This is a genomic window from Mesorhizobium sp. B283B1A (assembly GCF_020165735.1).
Classification (GTDB): domain Bacteria; phylum Pseudomonadota; class Alphaproteobacteria; order Rhizobiales; family Rhizobiaceae; genus Mesorhizobium; species Mesorhizobium opportunistum.
Genome location: NZ_JAIUIQ010000006.1, coordinates 111,138 through 130,414, shown reverse-complemented (window position 1 = coordinate 130,414; position 19,277 = coordinate 111,138). Strand labels below are relative to the sequence as shown.

At 63.4% G+C, this 19,277-nt stretch carries 19 protein-coding genes; 11 read left to right on the top strand and 8 right to left on the bottom strand.

The window, feature by feature from the left end; genetic code table 11:
- The first annotated feature begins 128 nt into the window (after positions 1-128).
- From ligA to LB577_RS06945, 4 genes are all read left to right on the top strand, one after another.
- Positions 129-2,333 (top strand): NAD-dependent DNA ligase LigA, encoded by a 2,205-nt coding sequence (gene ligA / locus LB577_RS06960; RefSeq protein ID WP_224686124.1) that lies wholly within the window; start codon positions 129-131, stop codon positions 2,331-2,333.
- A complete protein-coding gene (locus tag LB577_RS06955) occupies positions 2,333-3,025 on the top strand; it encodes a DUF2461 domain-containing protein (protein WP_224686123.1) in 693 nt (230 codons plus the stop codon). Before ligA ends, LB577_RS06955 begins: the two co-directional genes overlap by 1 nt.
- A 269-nt stretch (positions 3,026-3,294) precedes the next feature.
- Positions 3,295-4,023 carry an AzlC family ABC transporter permease gene (locus tag LB577_RS06950; protein ID WP_224686122.1) on the top strand — a complete coding sequence of 243 codons (729 nt, stop codon included), beginning with the start codon at positions 3,295-3,297 and terminating at the stop codon, positions 4,021-4,023.
- Positions 4,020-4,316, top strand: coding sequence for an AzlD family protein (locus tag LB577_RS06945; RefSeq protein WP_224686121.1), 297 nt, complete (start codon positions 4,020-4,022; stop codon positions 4,314-4,316). Before LB577_RS06950 ends, LB577_RS06945 begins: the two co-directional genes overlap by 4 nt.
- A 9-nt stretch (positions 4,317-4,325) precedes the next feature.
- Here LB577_RS06945 and LB577_RS06940 read toward each other — a convergent pair whose 3' ends face one another.
- Positions 4,326-4,559, bottom strand: a complete 234-nt coding sequence (locus LB577_RS06940; RefSeq protein ID WP_224686120.1) for a hypothetical protein — start codon at positions 4,557-4,559, stop codon at positions 4,326-4,328.
- A 115-nt stretch (positions 4,560-4,674) separates the two neighbouring features.
- Between LB577_RS06940 and LB577_RS06935 the strand changes: the two genes are divergently transcribed.
- A complete protein-coding gene (locus tag LB577_RS06935) occupies positions 4,675-5,571 on the top strand; it encodes a LysR family transcriptional regulator (RefSeq protein WP_224686119.1) in 897 nt (298 codons plus the stop codon).
- On the opposite strand, the gene LB577_RS06930 is transcribed toward LB577_RS06935, so the two are convergent.
- The 3 genes from LB577_RS06930 to LB577_RS06920 all read right to left on the bottom strand — a co-directional run bounded on the left by LB577_RS06930 (position 5,561) and on the right by LB577_RS06920 (position 9,072).
- Entirely contained in the window at positions 5,561-7,405 is a 1,845-nt protein-coding gene (locus LB577_RS06930) for an aminopeptidase P family protein (protein WP_224686118.1), read from the bottom strand. The genes LB577_RS06935 and LB577_RS06930 overlap by 11 nt on opposite strands.
- Before the next feature lie 148 nt (positions 7,406-7,553).
- On the bottom strand, positions 7,554-8,426 hold the full coding sequence (locus LB577_RS06925; protein WP_224686117.1) for a 50S ribosomal protein L11 methyltransferase: 873 nt from the start codon (positions 8,424-8,426) through the stop codon (positions 7,554-7,556).
- A gap of 67 nt (positions 8,427-8,493) precedes the next feature.
- Positions 8,494-9,072 (bottom strand): SCO family protein, encoded by a 579-nt coding sequence (locus LB577_RS06920; RefSeq protein WP_013894687.1) that lies wholly within the window; start codon positions 9,070-9,072, stop codon positions 8,494-8,496.
- A gap of 209 nt (positions 9,073-9,281) precedes the next feature.
- Between LB577_RS06920 and LB577_RS06915 the strand changes: the two genes are divergently transcribed.
- From LB577_RS06915 to LB577_RS06905, 3 genes are all read left to right on the top strand, one after another.
- Positions 9,282-9,797, top strand: coding sequence for a CreA family protein (locus tag LB577_RS06915; protein WP_224686116.1), 516 nt, complete (start codon positions 9,282-9,284; stop codon positions 9,795-9,797).
- Between the two features lie 73 nt (positions 9,798-9,870).
- Positions 9,871-10,512: a DapH/DapD/GlmU-related protein gene (locus LB577_RS06910; protein WP_224686115.1), complete on the top strand. Its 642-nt coding sequence runs from the start codon at positions 9,871-9,873 to the stop codon at positions 10,510-10,512.
- 352 nt (positions 10,513-10,864) lie between these two features.
- Positions 10,865-11,290, top strand: a complete 426-nt coding sequence (locus LB577_RS06905; protein ID WP_224686114.1) for a low affinity iron permease family protein — start codon at positions 10,865-10,867, stop codon at positions 11,288-11,290.
- A 3-nt stretch (positions 11,291-11,293) separates the two neighbouring features.
- On the opposite strand, the gene LB577_RS06900 is transcribed toward LB577_RS06905, so the two are convergent.
- Positions 11,294-12,160, bottom strand: coding sequence for an SDR family NAD(P)-dependent oxidoreductase (locus LB577_RS06900; protein ID WP_224686113.1), 867 nt, complete (start codon positions 12,158-12,160; stop codon positions 11,294-11,296).
- Between the two features lie 203 nt (positions 12,161-12,363).
- On the opposite strand from LB577_RS06900, the gene LB577_RS06895 reads away from it, so the two are divergent.
- On the top strand, positions 12,364-12,645 hold the full coding sequence (locus tag LB577_RS06895; RefSeq protein WP_023778057.1) for a hypothetical protein: 282 nt from the start codon (positions 12,364-12,366) through the stop codon (positions 12,643-12,645).
- A gap of 73 nt (positions 12,646-12,718) precedes the next feature.
- Here the strand turns inward: LB577_RS06895 and LB577_RS06890 are convergent, their stop codons facing one another.
- Positions 12,719-13,294: a TMEM175 family protein gene (locus tag LB577_RS06890; protein ID WP_224686112.1), complete on the bottom strand. Its 576-nt coding sequence runs from the start codon at positions 13,292-13,294 to the stop codon at positions 12,719-12,721.
- Positions 13,295-13,781: 487 nt separating this feature from the next.
- On the opposite strand from LB577_RS06890, the gene LB577_RS06885 reads away from it, so the two are divergent.
- Positions 13,782-14,990 carry an MFS transporter gene (locus LB577_RS06885; RefSeq protein WP_224686111.1) on the top strand — a complete coding sequence of 403 codons (1,209 nt, stop codon included), beginning with the start codon at positions 13,782-13,784 and terminating at the stop codon, positions 14,988-14,990.
- Between the two features lie 23 nt (positions 14,991-15,013).
- On the opposite strand, the gene LB577_RS06880 is transcribed toward LB577_RS06885, so the two are convergent.
- On the bottom strand, positions 15,014-16,486 hold the full coding sequence (locus tag LB577_RS06880) for an MATE family efflux transporter (RefSeq protein ID WP_411969214.1): 1,473 nt from the start codon (positions 16,484-16,486) through the stop codon (positions 15,014-15,016).
- 209 nt (positions 16,487-16,695) lie between these two features.
- Here LB577_RS06880 and LB577_RS06875 point away from each other — a divergent pair, with 209 nt between their 5' ends.
- Positions 16,696-17,487, top strand: coding sequence for a L,D-transpeptidase (locus LB577_RS06875; RefSeq protein WP_224686109.1), 792 nt, complete (start codon positions 16,696-16,698; stop codon positions 17,485-17,487).
- Positions 17,488-17,573: 86 nt separating this feature from the next.
- Here the strand turns inward: LB577_RS06875 and LB577_RS06870 are convergent, their stop codons facing one another.
- Positions 17,574-19,064, bottom strand: coding sequence for an esterase-like activity of phytase family protein (locus LB577_RS06870; protein ID WP_224686108.1), 1,491 nt, complete (start codon positions 19,062-19,064; stop codon positions 17,574-17,576).
- Positions 19,065-19,277 lie beyond the last annotated feature (213 nt).

Here is a 19,277-nt window from a genome sequence, read left to right as displayed (position 1 = left end):
CCGGCGTGATGGATCGAGTCAGGATATGGCTCCATCCTGCTGGTCAGGAATGATCTTTTCCGAAAACCGGTTCCCACTTTTCGGGATCATGTTCTATTGTGACGCGGCATCGTTCGGGGACAAAAAACATGGCCGAAAAACCTGTCGATTCGCTCAGCGAAAGCGAGGCCGAAGCCGAGCTCCAGCGGCTGGCCGAGGTGATCGCCGAGCATGACCGGCGTTATCACACGGAAGATGCGCCAACGATCACGGACGCCGAATATGATGCGCTGCGACGTCGCAACTTGGCCATCGAGGAGCGCTTTCCCGGCCTTGTACGCGAGGATTCGCCGTCGCTCAGGGTAGGGGCACCGCCGGCGGAAGGCTTCGCCAAGGTGCGCCACGCGGTGCCGATGCTCAGCCTAGCCAAGGCCTATACAGACGAGGACGTCACCGATTTCATCGAGCGCGGCCGGCGGTTCTTCGACCGCGACAAGGACCTCGACATCGCCTTCACCGCCGAACCGAAGATCGACGGGCTGTCGGCATCGCTGCGCTACGAGAAAGGCGTATTCGTGCAAGGCGCCACGCGTGGCAACGGTACCGTAGGTGAGGACATCACCGCCAATCTGAGGACCATCGCCGACATTCCCGCGAAGCTGAAAGGCTCGGGCTGGCCGGAAATCATCGAGATACGCGGCGAGGTCTACATGACCTATGCCGAGTTCGAAGCGCTGAAAGCACGCTCGGCGGCGGCCGGTGGCCAGGACTACGTCAATCCGCGCAACACGGCTGCCGGCTCGCTGCGCCAGAAGGACGCCTCCGTCACCGCCAGCCGTAACCTCAAATTCTTCGCCTATGCCTGGGGCTATACGACGGAAGATCCGGCGCCGACCCAGTACGGTGCCGTGCAGAAGTTCGCCGATTGGGGGTTCAAGATCAGCCCGTTGATGGTGCGGGCGAAGTCGGTCGAGGAACTGGTAGCGCACTATCACCGGATCGAAGAGCAGCGCTCCTCGCTGGGCTACGACATAGACGGCGTCGTCTACAAGGTCGACCAGTTGGAACTGCAGCGCCGGTGGGGGTTCGTCACCGGCGAACCGCGCTGGGCTATCGCGCACAAATTCCCCGCCGAACAGGCAATGACGACCGTGCAGAAGATCGACATCCAGGTCGGCCGCACCGGCACGCTGGCGCCGGTGGCGCGTCTGGCACCGGTGACGGTTGGCGGCGTGGTGGTCGAGAACGTCACGCTGCACAATGAGGATTACATCAAGGGTTTCGACAGCAACGGCCAGCCGATCCGCGACGGCATCGACGTGCGCATCGGCGACACGGTGGTGATCCAGCGCGCAGGGGACGTCATTCCGCAGATCGTCAGCGTCGTCATCGACAAGCGTCCGGCCGACGCTACCCCTTACGAGTTCCCGCACACCTGCCCGGTTTGCGGTTCGCCGGCGACGCGCGAAATCAACGAAAAGACCGGCAAGGAGGATTCGCGGCGACGCTGCACGGGCGAACTGATCTGTGCCGCGCAAGCCGTGGAACGATTGCGCCATTTCGTCTCGCGCGGCGCCTTGGACATCGAAGGCCTTGGCGCGGAAAACATCGATACCTTCTTCAATGCCGGGTTGATCAAGACGGCCGCCGATATCTTCACGCTCAGGGATCGCCGGCCCGCCGTCACCAAGGCGCTGGCCGAGCGGCGCGAGGAGCAGGCCAGGCAGCGCGAGGCGGCATCGGGCAAGACGCGCAAGAATGTGCGTAGCGTCGAGGACCGCAACTATGAAGGCCTGGACAAGCTCTTCGCAGCTATCGATTCGCGCCGCGAACCGGAACTCGACCGCTTCATCTTCGCCTTGGGCATCCGCCATATCGGCGAGACGACGGCCGCTTTGCTCGCCCGCACCTTCTCGACCATCGAGGAACTGATCCGCGTCGGCAAGGAGACGGCCGCGGCGGAAGATCCGCACACCGTGTTCCCGTCGATCAACGGAATTGGCGACACGGTGATCGACGCGCTGCGCGATTTCTTCGGCAATCAGCGCAACGATGACGTGCTCGAGAAGCTGCTCGAGCAGGTCAAGCCGAAGCCGTACATCGTCACCGTCTCGGCCGACAGCGAAGTCGCCGGCAAGACGATCGTGTTCACCGGCACGCTGGAGAAGATGACCCGCTCCGAAGCCAAGGCGATGGCCGAACGGCTCGGCGCCAAGGTCGCCGGCTCGGTTTCGGCGAAGACCGACCTGCTGGTGGCGGGGCCTGGTGCGGGCTCGAAACTCAAGCTTGCCAGCGAACTCGGCGTCGAGGTCATCGACGAGGACACCTGGCTGCAGCGGGTCGGCAAGTCCTGATGGAAAGCACCTTCAAGGGGTTCGGCCAAAAGGCTATTCCGTTCCTGAAGGCGCTGGATTTCCACCAGAGCCGGGAATGGTTTTTGGAGAACCGCGACCTGTTCGAAACGGAATTGCGCGATCCACTGGGCGATCTCGTCGACACGCTGACGTCGCGTTTTGCGGAGGCGGGGCTGGGTTTGCGCGGCGACCGCAAGAAGTCGCTGTTTCGCATCAATCGCGACGTGCGCTTCGCCAAGGACAAGCGACCCTACAACCGCCACCTGTCGGCCATCCTGTCGCCGGACGGCACCAAGATGGAACAAGGTGTGTTCTACGTGCATATCGGGTTGGAGGGTTGCTTCGCCGGCATCGCCTGGTGGCAGCCGGAGGCGGCACTGCTGCTGGCGATACGCCGCTCCATCGAGACATGGCCAGAGAGGTTTCGCGCCATGGTGAAGGCGTTGAACAAGAATGGCCTCGAACTCGATACCGAAGGCGCCATGAAACGCACGCCGCGCGGCTTCGAACACGTCATCGACAAGGACCTTGCCGCGGCCATTCGCAACCGGCATTTCGTCGTTCGCCACGTGATCGATCCGGCCGGCATTCACGGACCGGAACTGGTCGAGGAGCTCGTCGATTTCACGTTGCGCGCCAAGCCGCTGCTCGATTGGGGCAGGGCGATCGAGGGCAAAACCGAGAGGGATTAAGCGTTACTCGAACGCCGCCACGATCATTTCCGCTGATCGTTTGGCTCAAGCGAATTCGTGTGACAAGGCTGGGCATGCCACCTACATACCGCCACTCCTAAAGCGCGTCGCGCTGAAGCGGATTCATGCGACGCGCTTTAGGTCTTTGTTTTTGTGCATGTCGTTCCCCCAAAACCGGGTCACTTTTGGGCGACATGCATTAGTTGTTGTGCATGTCGTAATCCCAAAACCGCTACGCACTTTTGGGCGACATGCATCAGGAGTGGTTTATGGCGACGGACGTGATTTCGCAGGGCGGCGATCGAAGCGATTTCTGGCAGGGCGTGCGGCTCTCGATCCCTGTCGTGGTCGCTTCAGCGCCGTTCGCGGTGCTGTTTGGGGCGCTTGCCGTAGACCAGGGCTTTTCGGTCCTCGAAGCGTTCCTGATGAGCGCGCTGGTTTATGGCGGCGCCAGCCAAATGGTCGGCATCCAGCTGTTCGGCCAGCACGTCGCACCGTGGCTGATCGTGCTGTCGATCTTTGCCGTCAATTTCCGTCACGTGCTCTATTCCGCCGGCATCGGCCGGCGCATCGCGCACTGGCCGATCGTCCAACAGGCGCTTGGCTATTTCATCCTCACCGACCCGCAATTCGCCGTGGCCGAGGCGAGGGCGCAATCCGGACAGACGGTCGGTTTCGCCTGGTACCTGGGGCTGGGCCTGCCCGTCTACGTGTTTTGGGTGATCGAAAGCGGGCTCGGCGCGATGTTCGGCAAGCTCATCCCCGACACCCATGCGCTGGGCATCGATTTCCTGCTGCCGATCTATTTTCTCGGCCTGGTGATGGGCTTCCGCAAGCGGCCGCTGTGGCTGCCGGTGGTGATCGCCAGCGCCGCCGCCTCGATCATCGCCTACAAGACTGTCGGCTCGCCTTGGCACGTCTCGATCGGCGCCATTGCCGGCGTGCTGCTCGCCGTCATCCTGCCGCCGCACCATAGCGGTGTGGGAGAGCGGCCATGAGCACGACGTTCTGGATCATCATCGCCGGCGCGATCGCCACCTATCTCACCCGCATTGGCGGGCATCTGGTCATCTCCCGCTTCGACAACATCCATCCTCGCGTCGAGGCCGGCCTCAATGCCGTGCCCGCGGCGGTGCTGACGACGCTGGTAGCACCCGAACTGTTGAACGCCGGACCCGCGGAATGGGCGGCATTGGTCGTTACTGCGGTGGTTTCGCTGCGCGGCGGGCTGATGGCAATGTTTCTGGCCGGCGCGGCGGCGTTGATCGTGGCGCGGCAGTTTGTCGGCTGACTTTTTGTCTTAGTTGGCCCCGAGCACACGCGCTACCGCAGCGCCGACGAACGTGGTGGTCGAGACAATAATTCCGGTCAGGCGCCTCTTGAGTATCGAAGCGATCCACACCGCACTCAGCCGAATTGCCTCCGATCTCTCCTGATGGGCGCGACGCACGATGTCGGTGTAAAGGATGTCGCGACGCTCGGGCGTCAATGCGCCAAGATCGTTCGGTCGGCGGCCGAGAGGTTCCGGTGACATTTTTCCATCTCCGCGGTCGATCGCTGGATCGGCGTCAATAAACAGGCGATTTACGCGCCGTTTATCATCAGATAAAATGAATTATTAAGATCGTTTTATTCTCTGGGAGAGATGTATGGATTTGACCGACCTGCGCATCTTTCGCATGGTTGTGCGCGAGGGCGGCATCACCAGGGCGGCGGAAAAGCTGTTTCGCGTGCAGTCCAACGTGACCACACGCATCCGGCAGCTTGAAGAGGACTTGGGCGTGCGGCTGTTCATCCGCGAAGGCAAGCGGCTGCAGGTGTCGCCCGCCGGCCAAAGATTGGTTGTCTATGCGGACCGGCTGCTGGCGCTTGCCGAGGAAGCGCGAACGGCGGTCCTCGATCCTCACCCACGCGGCACGCTGCGACTTGGCGCTATGGAAAGCACCGCCGCAGCTCGGCTTCCCAGCCTGCTCGCCGAATACCACGCACGCTATCCCAACGTAGAGATCCAACTGCGCACCGGCAACCCGCAGGTTCTCGCGACCGCCATGCTCGCCGGCGAACTCGACGCTGCACTCGCGGCCGAGCCGCTCGCGGCCGCTCCGATCGAGAAGCAGGCTGCATTTCGCGAGGAGTTGGTCATTGTCTCGGCGGCATCGCGCGTTTCGGTTGAAGACCGCAGCGATATGCCCAAAACCATGCTGGCCTTCGAGCATGGCTGTCCACATCGCAAGCGGCTGGAAGAATGGTATGCGCGCCGAGGGTTCATGGCCGAGCAAATCATTGAGCTCGGTTCATATCATGCGATGCTCGGTTGCGTGGCGGCCGGCATGGGCATAGCGCTGTTGCCCAAAAGCGTGCTCAAGGGTTTCCCTGAAAGTTGCAAGCTGCACGTGCATGAACTGCGTTCGGACGAGGACAGTGCCCTGACAGTGTTGTTTTGGCGCAAGGGCGCCAGCTCTCCCAATATCCAGGCTCTGCGGGATCTGCTTGTAGAGCAAAGCTCCCCAATGCCAAGCACGGTTGCCGTCGCGGCTACTGCTTGAAATCGTGCGGCAGCGGGGCTGTGGCCTTTTCCAGCCAGGCCAGCGTTTCGCCATCGAGCATCGGGCCGATTTCGGCCAGCACGCGGGCATGGTAGGCGTCAAGCCAGTGCAACTCGTCGCGTGTCAGCAGATCCGATCGCACCAGCCTGATGTCGATCGGCGCGAGCGTCAGCGTCTCGAAGCCGTGCATGGCGATGTCGCCACCCTCGATTTCTGCCGCCGGCGTCACCAGGATCAGGTTCTCGATGCGGATGCCGTAGGAGCCTTCCTTGTAGTAGCCGGGTTCGTTGGACAGCATCATGCCTTCGAGCAGCTTCTCCGTCCCGGTGCGGGCGATGCGCTGCGGGCCTTCGTGTACGGCGAGATACGAGCCGACGCCATGTCCCGTGCCGTGGGCGAAGTCGCAGCCGTGCTTCCACAGCGCCATACGGGCGACGGCGTCGATCTCCGAGCCGCGCGTGCCGGCGGGGAAGCGCAGCGTGGAAATGCCGATCATGCCCTTCAGCACCAGCGTGAAGCGTTCGCGCATTTCCTCGGTCGGCTGGCCGATGGGCACGGTGCGGGTGATGTCGGTGGTGCCGTCCTGATATTGCGCACCGGAATCGAGCAGGAACAGCTCGCCTGCCTTGAGCTTGCGGTTGGTGGCACGCGACACGCGGTAATGCATGATGGCGCCGTTCGGCCCGGCGCCGGAAATGGTGTCGAAGGAGACGTCGCGCAGCGGCATCTGGGTTTCCTCGCCGGTCTGCCGGCGCGTTTCCTCCAGCCGGGTGACGACCGCGATCTCGTCGAGGGAGCCGGGTTTCTGGCGCTCCAGCCAGCACAAAAGTTTCGCTACCGCCGCGCCGTCACGGCGATGCGCGGCGCGCGAACCGTTGATCTCGGCCTGGTTCTTGGTGGCGCGCGGGATGCGGGCCGGATCCGGCGCTGCAATCACCGTGCCGCCATTGTCCTCGACCAGCATGCGCAGCCTGTCGGCCGCCAGCACCGGATCGAGCGCGATCTTGGCGCCGCCCTTGGCAAGCGCCACGATGGCGGCTTCGAATTCGCCGGGCTCATGCAATTCGGCGAGCTGGGTCAGATATGCGGCGACCTGGCGCGAGAACTTGCGCTTGTCCATGAACAGCTGGTGCGATCCGTCGGCGCCGAGGATGGCGAAGCCAAGCGCCAGCGGCGTGTGCGGCACGTCACCGCCGCGGATGTTGAAGGCCCAGGCGATCGAGGAGGGGTCGGTCAGCACCGCATGGGTGGCGCCGTCCTTGCCGATCGCCGCCGCCAGCCGCGCCAGCTTGTCCTTGGCAAGTTCGCCGGCAAAGCCGATCGGGTGCAGCTCGACCGGAGCCACGGGCGCCGCTGGCTGATCCTTCCAGATGATGTCGATCGGGTTCTTGGTCAGCGGCACCAGCACGGCGCCGATCTTGTCGGCGGCTGCCTGCAGCGCCTTGACCTCACCGACCGTGTGCAGCCAGGGATCGAAGCCCAGCCGCGCGCCTTTGCCGATATTGTCCTTGAGCCAGACCGGGGGCGGGTTGTCGACCAGGCTTTCGACGGAGAAGATGTCGAGATCGACCTCGCTGCGCACCTGCAGCGTGTAGCGCCCGTCGACAAAGATGAAGGCGCGGTCGCGCAGGACGATGGCGACTCCGGCCGAGCCGCTGAAGCCGGTCAGCCATTTCAGCCGCGCCGAGCGATCGGCGACATATTCGCCCTGATGCTCGTCGGCGCGCGGAACGATGAAGCCGTCGAGGCCATTGCCGCTCAGCCATTGGCGCAGGAGCGCCACGCGCGGCTTGCCGACTGCCGGGTCGCCCGCGGAATCGAAGGTCTGGAACATGATGGGCCTCCTTGCACGTGCGAGCGTAGCTTATGGCTTGGGAAATCGGAATCGATTTCCCGCGGCGCAAACTGCTACAGCCTCGCTTGGCTGACAACCGGCTGACAACCGAGTGGGCTTGGTCCAGCGGCCGCGCGAAGAGCGTGCCTCAGTGCTTGAGGTGGATGGTCACCCAGCCTTCGCGGTGCAGCGTGCGCACGTGGCGAAAATTCTGGCCGACATAGGCCGAGATGACCGCGTCGCGCTGGCGCTCGAGAATGCCTGACAGCACGATCGAGCCGCCAAGCGCGATGTGCCCGGCCATTTCCGGCGCCAGCCGCATCAGCGGCCGCGCCAATATGTTGGCGATGATGAGATCGAAGGGCGCGCGCCTGCCGAAGATCGGATGGTGAAAGCCCGGCGCGGTCACCGTTTCGATGAGGGCCTTGACGTGGTTGAGCCGCGCATTGGCGGCGGCGACCTTCACCGCCACCGGATCGATGTCGGTGGCGAGCACCGGGATATGCGCCAGCTTGGCGACGGCTATCGCCAGCACGGCGCTGCCGGTGCCGAGATCGAGCGCATTGCGCGGGTGTTCGCGCCGCACCACCCATTCCAGCATTTCGAGGCAGCCCGAGGTGGTGCCGTGGTGGCCGGTGCCGAAGGCGAGGCCGGCCTCGATCTCGATGGCGAGTTCGCCGCTATGGCGTTTCCTGCGGTCATGCGCGCCATGGACGAAGAAACGCCCGGCGCGCACCGGCTTCAACCCTTCCAGTGAACGCGCCACCCAGTCGATGTCGGGCAGCGCCTCGCGCTCGACGGCCTTCGACAGAGTGAGGCCGGCGAGAATGTCCTTCATCCGCGCCTCGATCGCGTCGACGTCACCGTCGGCATAGAGCGAGACTTCGTGGATGTCCTTGTCTTCGTCGACCTTCAGCACCGCGATCGGCAGGCCTTCATCCTCGAAGGCCATCTCAAGGGCCGCGAAAATGCGCTCGGCCTCGACCTTGCCGGTGGTGAAATGGAGCCGTGTCTGGGTCATCAGGTTAAGTTTCTCTTTGAGCGTGATGTTGTCCGAAAAACCGGCTTCCACTTTTCGGGATCAAGCTCTAGCCCTTAGCCGCGAGGCGCTTCAGTTTTTCAACAGCGGTGCTTGCACTTTCGCCGTAGGCGATCGTGCCGGCGAAATCGCCCTTGCCGTTGAGCAGCAGTACCGAGGCGGTGTGGTCCATCGTGTAGTCGCCGTCGCCGGTATCGACCTTCTTCCAGTAGATGCCGAACGACTTGGCCATGGCGTGGACCTTGTCCGGATCGCCGGAGATGCCGATGATGCGGTCGGAGAAATTGCTGACATAGGCATTCATCACCGCCGGCGTGTCGCGCTCGGGATCGACGGAGACGAAATAGGCATGCAGGTTCTTGCCGTCGTCGCCGAGCGTCTTCAGCCAGCCGGCGAGTTCGAACAGCGTGGTCGGGCAGACTTCCGGACAATGGGTGAAGCCGAAGAAGACGACGCTGGGCTGGCCCCGGAAGGCGGCCTCGGTGATCGGCGCGCCCTTCTGGTCGACCAGGGTGAAGGGGGCGCCGAAGGGTTCGCCGCCATAGTGGCCGCGATACCAGTCGAAAGTCAGCCAGCCGATGCCGGCCGCCATGAGGACGAGAATGCCGACCAGGATAGAACGCATCATCAGAATAGTCCGTCTGTAACTTCATCGGGTGCTGGCCGAAGCCACGCTCCCTTGTTCGGCCGACAGTCTTAGCGGTTCGACCGGGTACACGCAAAGATGCCGCGTTGACGCAACCGGCCGTGGCAGCGCCCGGCGTTTTGATCGCACCTTGCAATGCATTGGCCCTCGCCCCACCTGAGACCGGCAACTCGAACCGCAGGAGGCTCCATTTGCTCGAACTGATTGGGCGCGGACGGATTGGGCGAAAACTGTTCGGCGCGTTGGCCGCGTGCGTCGTGCTTGGCACTGGCGCTGCCGTCGCCGAGGAAGTCGGCAAGGTTGGTGTCGACTGGGTCGGCAACGACATCATCGTCGAGGCGATCAAGGATCCGAAAGTAGAGGGCGTGACCTGCCACGTCTCCTATTTCGACCGCAGCATCATCGACCGCCTGCACAAGGGCAACTGGTTCGAGGATCCCTCCGATTCCTCGATCTCCTGCCGCCAGACCGGACCGATCACCATCGGCGACATCGACATGGGCGAGGGCGGCGAGGAGGTTTTCAAGCAAGGCATCAGCCTGATCTGGAAGAAGCAGGTGGTGAACCGCATCTATGACAAGGCCAACGATACGTTGATCTATCTCTCGCATTCGCGTCAGGTGCAGAATGGCTCGGCCAAGATGTCGGTCACGACAGTGCCGCTCTACGGCCAGAACGTGGTGTGGAGCAAAGGCAAGCCAAAATAGATTCGCGCGATTGGCCTGACGGACAATTGTTCGCGGCTTGCGGGCGTGGTTGCTCTGACGTAAAGCCGCCCTCATGGACCGTTCCCAAGATCTCGTGCTGAAGGACTCCGAGCCGCGCATCCATCCGACCGCGGAATTGAAGGCGTGCAAGCTCGGCCGCTATGCCGCGATCGGCGAACGGGTGGTGCTGCGGGAAGTCAATGTCGGCGACTTCTCCTATTTCGAGCGCCATTCGGAGGCTATCTACACCACCATCGGCAAATTCTGCTCGATCGCCGCCAACAGCCGCATCAACGCGCTGGAGCATCCGATCGAGCGACTGACCCAGCACAAAGTCAGCTATCGGCCGAACGAGTATTTCCGCTGGCTGGGCGTCGACGCCGCCTTCCGCGATCGGCGGCAGTCGAAAGCGGTGACCATCGGCCATGATGTATGGATCGGCCACGGCGCGGTGATCATGCCCGGCATCACCGTCGGCAACGGCGCCGTCGTCGGCGCCAATGCGGTGGTGACCCATGATGTGCCGTCCTACACCATCGTTGCCGGCATGCCGGCGAAGCCGCTCAGGCCACGCTTTTCCGCTGCCGTCGCGGCGCGAATCGAGGCTCTTGCCTGGTGGGACTGGCCGGTCGAGAAACTCGCCCGGGCGGTTCCCGATATCCAGGCGATGCCGATCGAGGCGTTCCTCGATCGCTGGGAAAACCAGGCCTTTTAGGCCGGCATCCTGCCGTTGTATCGAAGTTTCGTGCTCCGTTGAGCGAGGAAATCCGCAGACTGGGGCGGCGCTGCGAAGCAAGCTGCCATTTTCCGCGCTCTCCGGACTGAAACCCCTTCCGCCATGCGGGGGTGGCGCGGCGGAAGGGGCTGGAGGTATAACCGCCGTGAAGCGGAGGAACAGGCACTTTTGCCTGCACCGTTACTGTGACATCCAATCCGATAAGGTGTGTTTTCTATCGCATGCATGCTTTGCGTGCATTCAATTGTGCCTGACGTATTTGTCACCGGCGGGAACCCGAAACGGCCGCCGGATGTTTCTCATCGCGGCAGCAATCGAGGGATCCCGACAGATGGAAAAGCTTTTCACCAAGATCGCCAATTGGGTCGCCCATGTAGCCGGCCTGCCGCCGACATTTGCCATCTGCTGCGCGATCATCGTCGTCTGGGCGGTAAGCGGGCCCTATTTCGGTTTCTCGGACACCTGGCAATTGGTGATCAACACAGGCACGACCATCATCACCTTCCTGATGGTGTTTCTGATCCAGAACACCCAGAACCGTGACGGCGCGGCAATCCAGGCCAAGCTCGACGAACTGATCCGGGTGAGCCGTGCCCACAATCATTTCATCGGCATCGAGCATCTGACGGAGTCCGAGGTCGAGGAAATTCGCTCCAAATGCGAACGGGCGGCACGGCGGCATGACCAGAAGATCGCCGCCACGGCTGCGAAGAAGGCCACGGCGCAAAAGCGCGGGGCGAAGAAGCAGGCCGCTTGACGGTCAGCCTTTTATGAAGGCCGCGAAAGCATCCTTGTGGTCGGGGTGCCAACGCGACAGGGCCGGGCGGTTTTCGATGATGTCGCCGACCGCCCAGGCCATGCGCTTTTCATCCAGCGGGCGCGCCACGTCATTGTCCGGGCACAGGATGTAGAAGTCGCCCCTGACCAGCGATTCCAGCATGAAATCGATGACTTGTTCGCCGGTCCAGGCCCCGGCCGGCTTTTCAGTCGCGCCTTCGGTAAGGCCGGTGTAGGTGAAACCGGGGATCAGCAGATGCGCCGACAGGCGTGCGCCAGGCTCGTTGCGCAAGGCGTGCGCCAGGCCTTCGGTGAAGGTCTTCACGCCGGCCTTGGAGACGTTGTAGGCAAGGTTGCCGGGCGGCGTCGTGATGCCTTGCTTGGAGCCGGTGTTGACGATCAGCCCCGGCCTGGTAGACGCCAGCATGCGCGGTGCGAAGGCCCCGACGCCGTGTACGACGCCCCAGAAATTGATGTCGAGGAGCCGCTTCCAGTCCTCACGGTTCTCCCAGGGCTTGCCGGGATTGTCGCCGACGCCGGCGTTGTTCATCAGCAGCGAAACATCGCCAAAGGCGCCGAATGCCCGGTCGGCGAGACGATCGACCTCATCGGCCTTCGAGACGTCGGCGGCAACGGCCAGCACGGCGTCGTCGCCGGCAATGGCGGAGACCGCCCGGGAGGCATCGTCAAGACGCGCGCCACCAATGTCGGCAAGCACGATCTTCATGCCCATCAGCGCAAGCCGCTTTGCCGCTGCCAGACCAATGCCGCTGGCGGCGCCGGTGATGACGGCGGTGTTGCCCGGCGCAAGCGCGGGCAGGGCGGTCTGGATTTCAGCGTCGGGGATCATCGGTGATGGGTTCCTTCTTTCGATGGCGCCGAACTTAGCGCCGCAACGGGCTTGCGCAAGCCTCCGTCAGCGTGTGTTCGGGTTGACCATGCCGGTCGAGGCTGCGCATGCTGCCCTCGGCAAAAGGAGACTTTTGCCAGGGCAAAAGGAGACTTTTGTCGAGGCAAAGGAGACTTTTGCCGGGATCAACGGAGATTTTTCGATTGACGGATTGGATTGCAATTCTGAAGGAACAGACCGCCACCGGCGACCAGATGGGACGCGAGGTGCCGCAGATGCTGGCCAATCCCGATATCAGCGAAGCGCAGGTGAAGACGCTGTTTTCCGCGCTGGAGAAACAGGCCGAGTTCGTCGAGAAACTGCGCATGGCGTTGGAAAAGTTCGGCCATGATTTCTCGATCATCAAGGCGGCGGAGCGGCTGGAGGAGCGCTATGCAGACCTGGCCGCTTCGGTGGCGGAAAAGCTGAAAGCGATGCGCAGATAGAGCAATTCCAGGAAAAGTGTGACGCGGTTTTCCGTCCGGAATTGCGTCAAACAAAGAGCAATTCCAGGAAGGTCTACTTTTCGATCATCCGCGCGAAACGCGTATCCGGCACCAGCCAGACCAAGGCGACCAGCACATAGAGCGCTACGCCGATCCACTGACTGACGAAGGTCAGCACGACGGCCGCGATATAGACGGCGAGCGAGATCTTTCCCTTGCGATCGTGGCCCAGCGCCTTGGCAAAGGCGGTGTCGTTGCCGTGCAGGCGGTGCAGCGCGGCGGCCAGGATCGTATAGGCAATGGCGCAGAGTGCGAGATCGGCGCCATAGACGGCGACCGGCACCGGCGCAAAGTGGTTCTCGCCCATGAAGGCGGTCGTTGCCGGCATCAGCGACAGCCAGAACAGCAGGTTGAGATTGGCCCACAGCACGCGGCCATCGACGCGCTGCACGGTATGGAACATGTTGTGCAGATTGTTCCAGTAGATGCCGACGTTGATGAACGACAGCACGTAGCAGAAGAAGATCGGCCACAATGGCAGCAAGGCGGAAACATCCTCGCCATGCGGCACTTTCAGTTCCAGCACCATGATGGTGATGATGATGGCCACCACGCCGTCGGTGAACGCCTCGACCCTGCCTTTGCCCATGATCCCGCCCCTTGGCCGCAACGAATTGTCGAAAGAAAGTAAATTGTTAGCCTATGTTGCCGGGCCGATAAACGGCGCTTGGGAAATTCCTCAACTATGTCGGTGGAAACCGTGGCACGGCGGCTGGGTCAGTTCCGGCTATCTCTCGCGGGCCCATGTCGTTCGTCCGCCAGTCATCATCGTGCGCCCGCCGCATCGGCCGCCGCACAGGCCGCGCCCCGGCAAATGCAAGATCGCGCCCGGCACGAGGCCGCCGGCCTCGATCCGAACCTTCTTCAGTCGGCGGCTCTCCCGTTGAGGCTCTGGTTTTTTGTTTTGACGCAATTCCCAAGGGAAAGCGCAAATGCGCTCTCCCCGGAAAACCGCTTCACACTTTCCTGGAATTGCTCTCAGCCCACCGTGGTGTCAGGAGCCTGCCAGCCGGCCGGAACGTCGGGAATGAGGACGCGTTAAGATCGCGATCCCGAGGCTGGAAGGGAGGTTGGCCATGACATTTCGCGATTTAGCGCATACGCAAGAAGCGGCTCATGGCGACGCTCTTGCGATTCCGACTGTCGCCGCGATGATTGCCGTGCTGTTTGCCGGCAGCACGGCACTGACACCGCTCTATATCATCTACAAGCAGCAATTCGGTTTTTCGCAGATCACGCTGACGCTGATCTATGCGGTCTATGTCGTTGGCAATCTCGCCGCCTTGCTGGTGTTTGGCGGCGCATCGGACGTTGTGGGGCGCCGGCCAGCGGCCCTGGCGGCGATGGGCGTCGCCATCGTCAGCGGGCTTGTCTTCCTGTTCGCCGAAAATGTTCTCTCGCTCGACATAGCACGCATCCTGAGCGGGCTTGGCATAGGCATTGGCGCAGGGACAGGGACCGCGTGGATCGCCGAGCTTCTCCCCAATGCCGACAAGTCGCGCGCCAGCGTCATTGCCACCAGCACCAATTTCCTCGGCCTCGGATTCGGCGCGCTCGTTTCGGGACTGCTGGCACAATATGAGCCCTGGCCGTTGCGGCTGGTCTTCATCGTCTTTCTGGTGGCACTCGTGGTGGTGACGATCCTGGTCTGGCGCACCCCTGAAACGATCGCGAAGCCGGGTGGCGTCAATCAGATTTCCATGCGGCCGCAGCTTTCCGTCCCGCAGGAAATACGCGCACGCTTCGTTGCGCCGGCGGTGACCGGCTTCGGCGCGATGGCGCTGGTCGGTTTCTATGCCGCCCTGGCTCCCAGCATTCTGGCGCAGCAGTTGCACGAAACCAACCACGCCGTCGCCGGCGCGCTGTTCTTCGAACTGGCGATCGTCGCCGCGGTCAGCATCGTGGTGCTGAAGCAGGTGCAGAGCAGCAAGGTCATGTTGGCCGCGCTTGCCCTGATGGTCCCCAGCGTCCTGCTGGTGGTGGCGGCACAGATGCTGGCATCGATGGTGCTGATGATCGCGGCTACCGCCTGCTGCGGCGTCGTGGCGGCGCTTGGCTATCGCGGCGGCCTGCAGGTGGTGAACGAGATCGCGCCGGATGATCGTCGCGCCGAAATTGTGTCCAGCTTCTTCGTCTGCTGCTTCGTCGGCAACGCCTTGCCGGTCATCGGAATCGGGATCGTCTCGACCTATGCCAGTCCGATCGCCGCAAGCCTGGCATTCGCCGCCATGATTATCGTATTCGCGGTGGTAGCGCTGGCTTTCGGGCTGAAACATCGGCGCTGAGATGACCAGGGCCCGGCCGAATCTCAGCCGTTTGGCATTTCAGGTGCCATGTTGGCGCGCTGGCGCGGCACCCCAAGTCCGGTGTCAGGCGGCTCGCCGGCAGCCGGCCTGTTCTCGATCATGTGCAAGGTGCGCCAGCCGCCTAAGCGGTAGTAAGCCGCTGCCAGCACGAGTGAGGTGATCGAGCCGGCCGGAAAGCTCCACCACAGCGCTTCCTCGCCGAGCACGCTGCGCATGAAATAGGCAAAGCCGGTGCGCACGACCAGCACCGAGATCACCAGGATGATCAGCGGCGGCATCACCGCGCCCGTGGCTCGGACCGTGGCGAACAGCACGATGGTGATGCCGAACAGGACGAACGACCAGGATGCGACACTGTTGATGTGGGCGGCGATGTCGATCGCAGCGCTGTCGCTGCTCAGGAACAGGCTGAGGATCGAGCGGTCGAAAAGCCATAGCAGCGCGACGAGGGCGCCAGTCAGGACGAGGTTGAAGCCGACGCCGGAGGCAGCAACCCGGCCGATCCGGTCCCAGCGGCCGGCACCGACATTCTGCGCCGCCATGGAGGAGACCGCGGCACCGATGGCGAGCGCCGGCATCTGGATATAGGTCCACAATTGCGCGGCGATGCCATAGGCGGCGGCGATCTGCGAACCGTAGGAATTGACGATGCCCATCACCGTCAGCGCCGCCGCCGAGATGACGACCATTTGCAGGCCCATCGGCACGCCCTTGAAGACGACGATGCGCAGCAAGGCAGCGTCTGGCCGCAGCAGGGCGAGGTTGGCGCCGGCCAGCCGCAACGGGTGCTTGCGTACATAGAGCACGACGAGGATGGCGATGACGCTCACCGTCTGGCCAATCAGTGTGGAGGTCGCCGATCCGGCGATGCCGAGTTCGGGAAACGGCCCGATGCCGCGGATGAGCAGCGGATTGAGGACGATGTCGAGGACGACCGCGAGCGCCATGAAGATGAAGGGCGTGCGCGAGTCACCGGCACCGCGCAGCACGGTCATGACGAAGGACAAAAGGTTCATCATCGGCACGGCGACGAAGATGATGCGCAGGTAGGAACGCGCCAGCGGCAAGGCGTCGGCCGGGGTGCCGAGCGTGTTCAGGATGGCGTCGACCCAGACCCAGCCGCAGACGGCGAAGATGATCGAGACGAGGAAAAAGAAGGTGGCGCTGGTGCCGACGATGCGGCGCGCCTCGGGCAGGTCGCGGGCGCCGACCGACTGCGCCACCAGGATGGTCGCCGCCATGCCGATGCCGAACACGGTGCCCAGGATCAGGAACAGCACCAGATTGGCGTTGGAGGCGGCGGTCAGCGCCGATTCACCGAGGAAGCGGCCGACCCAGACGGCATTGATCGAACCGTTGAGCGACTGCAGAACGTTGGAGCCGAGCACCGGCAGGGCGAACAGCAAAAGCGTGCGTGGGATCGGTCCGCTGGTCAGGTCGCCGGTCCGCCGGCGCGTGGGCATTTTTTCGTCCATGTCTGGCAATCCGGCGAAGGCTTGATCTTGAGACCGATCCGCGATGATCGCCGATTCAGCGGGACAGGTCGATGCGGTGCCGGAAAAGATTGGCATCGGGTCTTCTGGCGCGCCTCGATCTAATCATGTTCTCAAAGCTTCCGGAATGGGATATTGATCCTGATGGGGGCCGCGTTCCTGTTGGATCTTGCGGTTGAGCTGGGGGGTTCATGTCCGATATTCCGCTGTTTTCCGAGCGCCTGAACCGGCGTGCCTTTCTGAGTGCGTCCGCTTTGGGCGCGGCCGCGATGGCCCTTTCGGCGTGCTCCACGACGGATGTCGCGCCACCGCCGCCGGTGGCCGCCGCGCCGCCCGATGCGGCTTTCGGTGACGCCGCGAGCATGTACGCGGCGCGCACCGACGAGGGCTATCAACTGCCGGCAATCCCGGTCACCAAGCTCGACCCGAAGTTCGTGCGCCAGGTCGTGGCCGACCCGACCGGCGAAAAGCCCGGCACGATCGTCGTCGATACGTCAGAGCACTTCCTCTATCTGGTGCAAGATGGCGGCAAGGCCGTCCGCTACGGCGTCAGCCTCGGCAAGGCCGGTTTCGGCTGGACCGGCAGCGCCGTGGTCCAGGCGAGGAAGAAGTGGCCGGTGTGGACGCCGCCGCCGGAAATGATCCAGCGCCGGCCGGAACTGGCGAAATACAAGGACGGCATGCCGCCCGGCCCGCAGAGCCCGCTCGGCGCCCGCGCGCTCTATCTGTTCCGCGACGGCAAGGACACGATGTACCGGCTGCACGGCACGCCGGAATGGGATTCCATCGGCAAGAACGCGTCGTCCGGCTGTGTGCGCTTCATGAATCAGGACATCATCGACCTCTACAGCCGCGTCAACGGTCCGGCCCAGGTCTTCGTGCGTCCCAATCTGTCGGCCGCCGGCAAGATCATGGCCGTGTCGAGCAGGACAGCCGAGCCGATCGATGCGGGCGTGCCGAAAGACGCGGAGTTCTTGAAGTAAGCGCCTTCGCGGGGTTCCTAGCAAGGCTCGATTATTCGCGGCAGCTCAGGCGGGCGCGCCAGGCCCGCCCGCCTGAGCTGTGATCGCTACTTCTTGGCGAGGCCGGGCAGCGTCACTTGATAGACCAGGAACATGGTGTCGACATTGGCGCCGTCGTCGGCCTTGTAGGGCGCGCCGACCTGGAAACCGTCCTGGGCCAGGAAGTCGTTGTCGTTGGCGACGAACAGGAAATAGTCGTCGGGCAGTTTCGGATCGAGCACGCTTGCCAGCGACATCGCTTCCCATTTTTCCGAGAGGTTGTCGTGGTCGTTCGGCGCGCCATTGTGCAGGCCGAAGCGGCCGAGCTGGGCATTGTCGTTGATGTCGATGAACGGCGTCAGCTTGGCCGGCGTCACCGACGGATCGAGCACACCCTTGGGGGCGACCGGCTTGTCCTTGTCGAAATCCGTGCCGGCGATGTCGGTGGCCGTGGAGACGTCGACGATGCTGATTTCGCGATAGAGCGAGGTGTCGCCCTTCACGCCCTGACCGTTGCCGCTGTCGCGCGCCAGCATCAGGAAGGATGTGTCCGACAACGCCACGATCTCGCTTTGCGCGGCGACCTTGGTCTTGCCCTTGGCATCCTTGAACACCGGCAGCGGCACGACATACTCATGTGCCAGTTTCAGGTGGGCGAGATCGGACGCGTCATAGACCAAGGCCCTGGTGTTCTGCCGCGTCGCAGGAGAATCGCCGCCATCCTGCCGGGTCGCCGACTGCAGCACGGCTATCAGGAACTTGCCGTCCGGCGTCATCGCCATGCCTTCGAGGCCCTGGTTTTTCTGGCGGCCGGTTTCCGGATCCTTGGGATCGGGCTCGGCGGCACCGGGGCCGGGATTGTCGGAGGAGAAGTTCGGTGTCCCCTTGCGCATCGGCACCAGGGCAGCCGGCGGCTGGGTCGCCGACATCAGGCGGCCTTCGCCGGAGAAACGGTAGATATTGGGGCCATATTCGTCGGAGATGAACATCGAGCCGTCGGGCAGTCGCACGATCGCCTCGTTGTCGAGGGCGAGCTTGCCGTTGGTGGCGGCGGGCAGCATCGGCAAGTCGCCGGCGGCGGCGCGCACGTCCGACAGCGGATCGAGGCCGGTGGCGTCGGCGCCCTTGTCGTCGGTGAGCAGCATGCTGTCGGCGAGCGTCGCCTTGACGCCGGTCTGTTCCTGGCCGGTAGCTGGGGCGGCGCCCGGCGCGACGGGGTTAAACTCGATGCCGATCGTGTTGAGGCGCGGGCGATAGTTGGTGGTGCCGGCGACATTGTAGCCGCGGTCCGGCAGCAGCCAGAGCGAGCCCTTGTAGCCGGCAGCGTCATGCGTCCAATCCGATGTGTCGATCGACATGCCGGAGCCCGAGCCGAAGGTTTCGCCGAACTTGTCGCGCTGGGCGGCCGGGATGCGGCCGACGCCGACGAGGCCCTTGTTGACGGGGCCCTTGTTGACGAGGCCGCCGACGGTCGCGGTGCCGTCGGCGAGCGCCGGCGTCAAGGCGGTGAACAAGGCCAGCGCGACGCCAAGCGACGCGGTTCGGTGCAGGTGTTTCATGGACAATCCTCTTTGTGACGAAGCGTGCCGGAGCGGCCGAAAGCTGAAGGAGGCGTCGCCTCAATGATGCCGCGCGCGCCTCCCCGAAAGCGATCTACGGCGTGAACATGATGCTTGCGTGACAGGCGGTGTGTGTCCGCCGGCTTGTTCGTGCCCCAGCAAAGAAGCGCATTCGCGTGACCGAATTGATGGCGCTTTGCCACGCGGAGTTTC

What these genes read in the sequence shown, in the direction of transcription:
- LB577_RS06925 (WP_224686117.1), bottom strand. Translation starts at nt 8,426, where the DNA reads ATGACCCAGACACGGCTCCATTTCACCACCGGCAAGGTCGAGGCCGAG.
- LB577_RS06950 (WP_224686122.1), top strand. Translation starts at nt 3,295, where the DNA reads ATGGCGACGGACGTGATTTCGCAGGGCGGCGATCGAAGCGATTTCTGG.
- LB577_RS06945 (WP_224686121.1), top strand. Translation starts at nt 4,020, where the DNA reads ATGAGCACGACGTTCTGGATCATCATCGCCGGCGCGATCGCCACCTAT.
- LB577_RS06875 (WP_224686109.1), top strand. Translation starts at nt 16,696, where the DNA reads ATGTCCGATATTCCGCTGTTTTCCGAGCGCCTGAACCGGCGTGCCTTT.
- LB577_RS06920 (WP_013894687.1), bottom strand. Translation starts at nt 9,072, where the DNA reads ATGATGCGTTCTATCCTGGTCGGCATTCTCGTCCTCATGGCGGCCGGC.
- LB577_RS06940 (WP_224686120.1), bottom strand. Translation starts at nt 4,559, where the DNA reads ATGTCACCGGAACCTCTCGGCCGCCGACCGAACGATCTTGGCGCATTG.
- LB577_RS06955 (WP_224686123.1), top strand. Translation starts at nt 2,333, where the DNA reads ATGGAAAGCACCTTCAAGGGGTTCGGCCAAAAGGCTATTCCGTTCCTG.
- LB577_RS06880 (WP_411969214.1), bottom strand. Translation starts at nt 16,486, where the DNA reads ATGGACGAAAAAATGCCCACGCGCCGGCGGACCGGCGACCTGACCAGC.
- ligA (WP_224686124.1), top strand. Translation starts at nt 129, where the DNA reads ATGGCCGAAAAACCTGTCGATTCGCTCAGCGAAAGCGAGGCCGAAGCC.
- LB577_RS06870 (WP_224686108.1), bottom strand. Translation starts at nt 19,064, where the DNA reads ATGAAACACCTGCACCGAACCGCGTCGCTTGGCGTCGCGCTGGCCTTG.
- LB577_RS06885 (WP_224686111.1), top strand. Translation starts at nt 13,782, where the DNA reads ATGACATTTCGCGATTTAGCGCATACGCAAGAAGCGGCTCATGGCGAC.
- LB577_RS06900 (WP_224686113.1), bottom strand. Translation starts at nt 12,160, where the DNA reads ATGATCCCCGACGCTGAAATCCAGACCGCCCTGCCCGCGCTTGCGCCG.
- LB577_RS06935 (WP_224686119.1), top strand. Translation starts at nt 4,675, where the DNA reads ATGGATTTGACCGACCTGCGCATCTTTCGCATGGTTGTGCGCGAGGGC.
- LB577_RS06910 (WP_224686115.1), top strand. Translation starts at nt 9,871, where the DNA reads ATGGACCGTTCCCAAGATCTCGTGCTGAAGGACTCCGAGCCGCGCATC.
- LB577_RS06905 (WP_224686114.1), top strand. Translation starts at nt 10,865, where the DNA reads ATGGAAAAGCTTTTCACCAAGATCGCCAATTGGGTCGCCCATGTAGCC.
- LB577_RS06930 (WP_224686118.1), bottom strand. Translation starts at nt 7,405, where the DNA reads ATGTTCCAGACCTTCGATTCCGCGGGCGACCCGGCAGTCGGCAAGCCG.
- LB577_RS06890 (WP_224686112.1), bottom strand. Translation starts at nt 13,294, where the DNA reads ATGGGCAAAGGCAGGGTCGAGGCGTTCACCGACGGCGTGGTGGCCATC.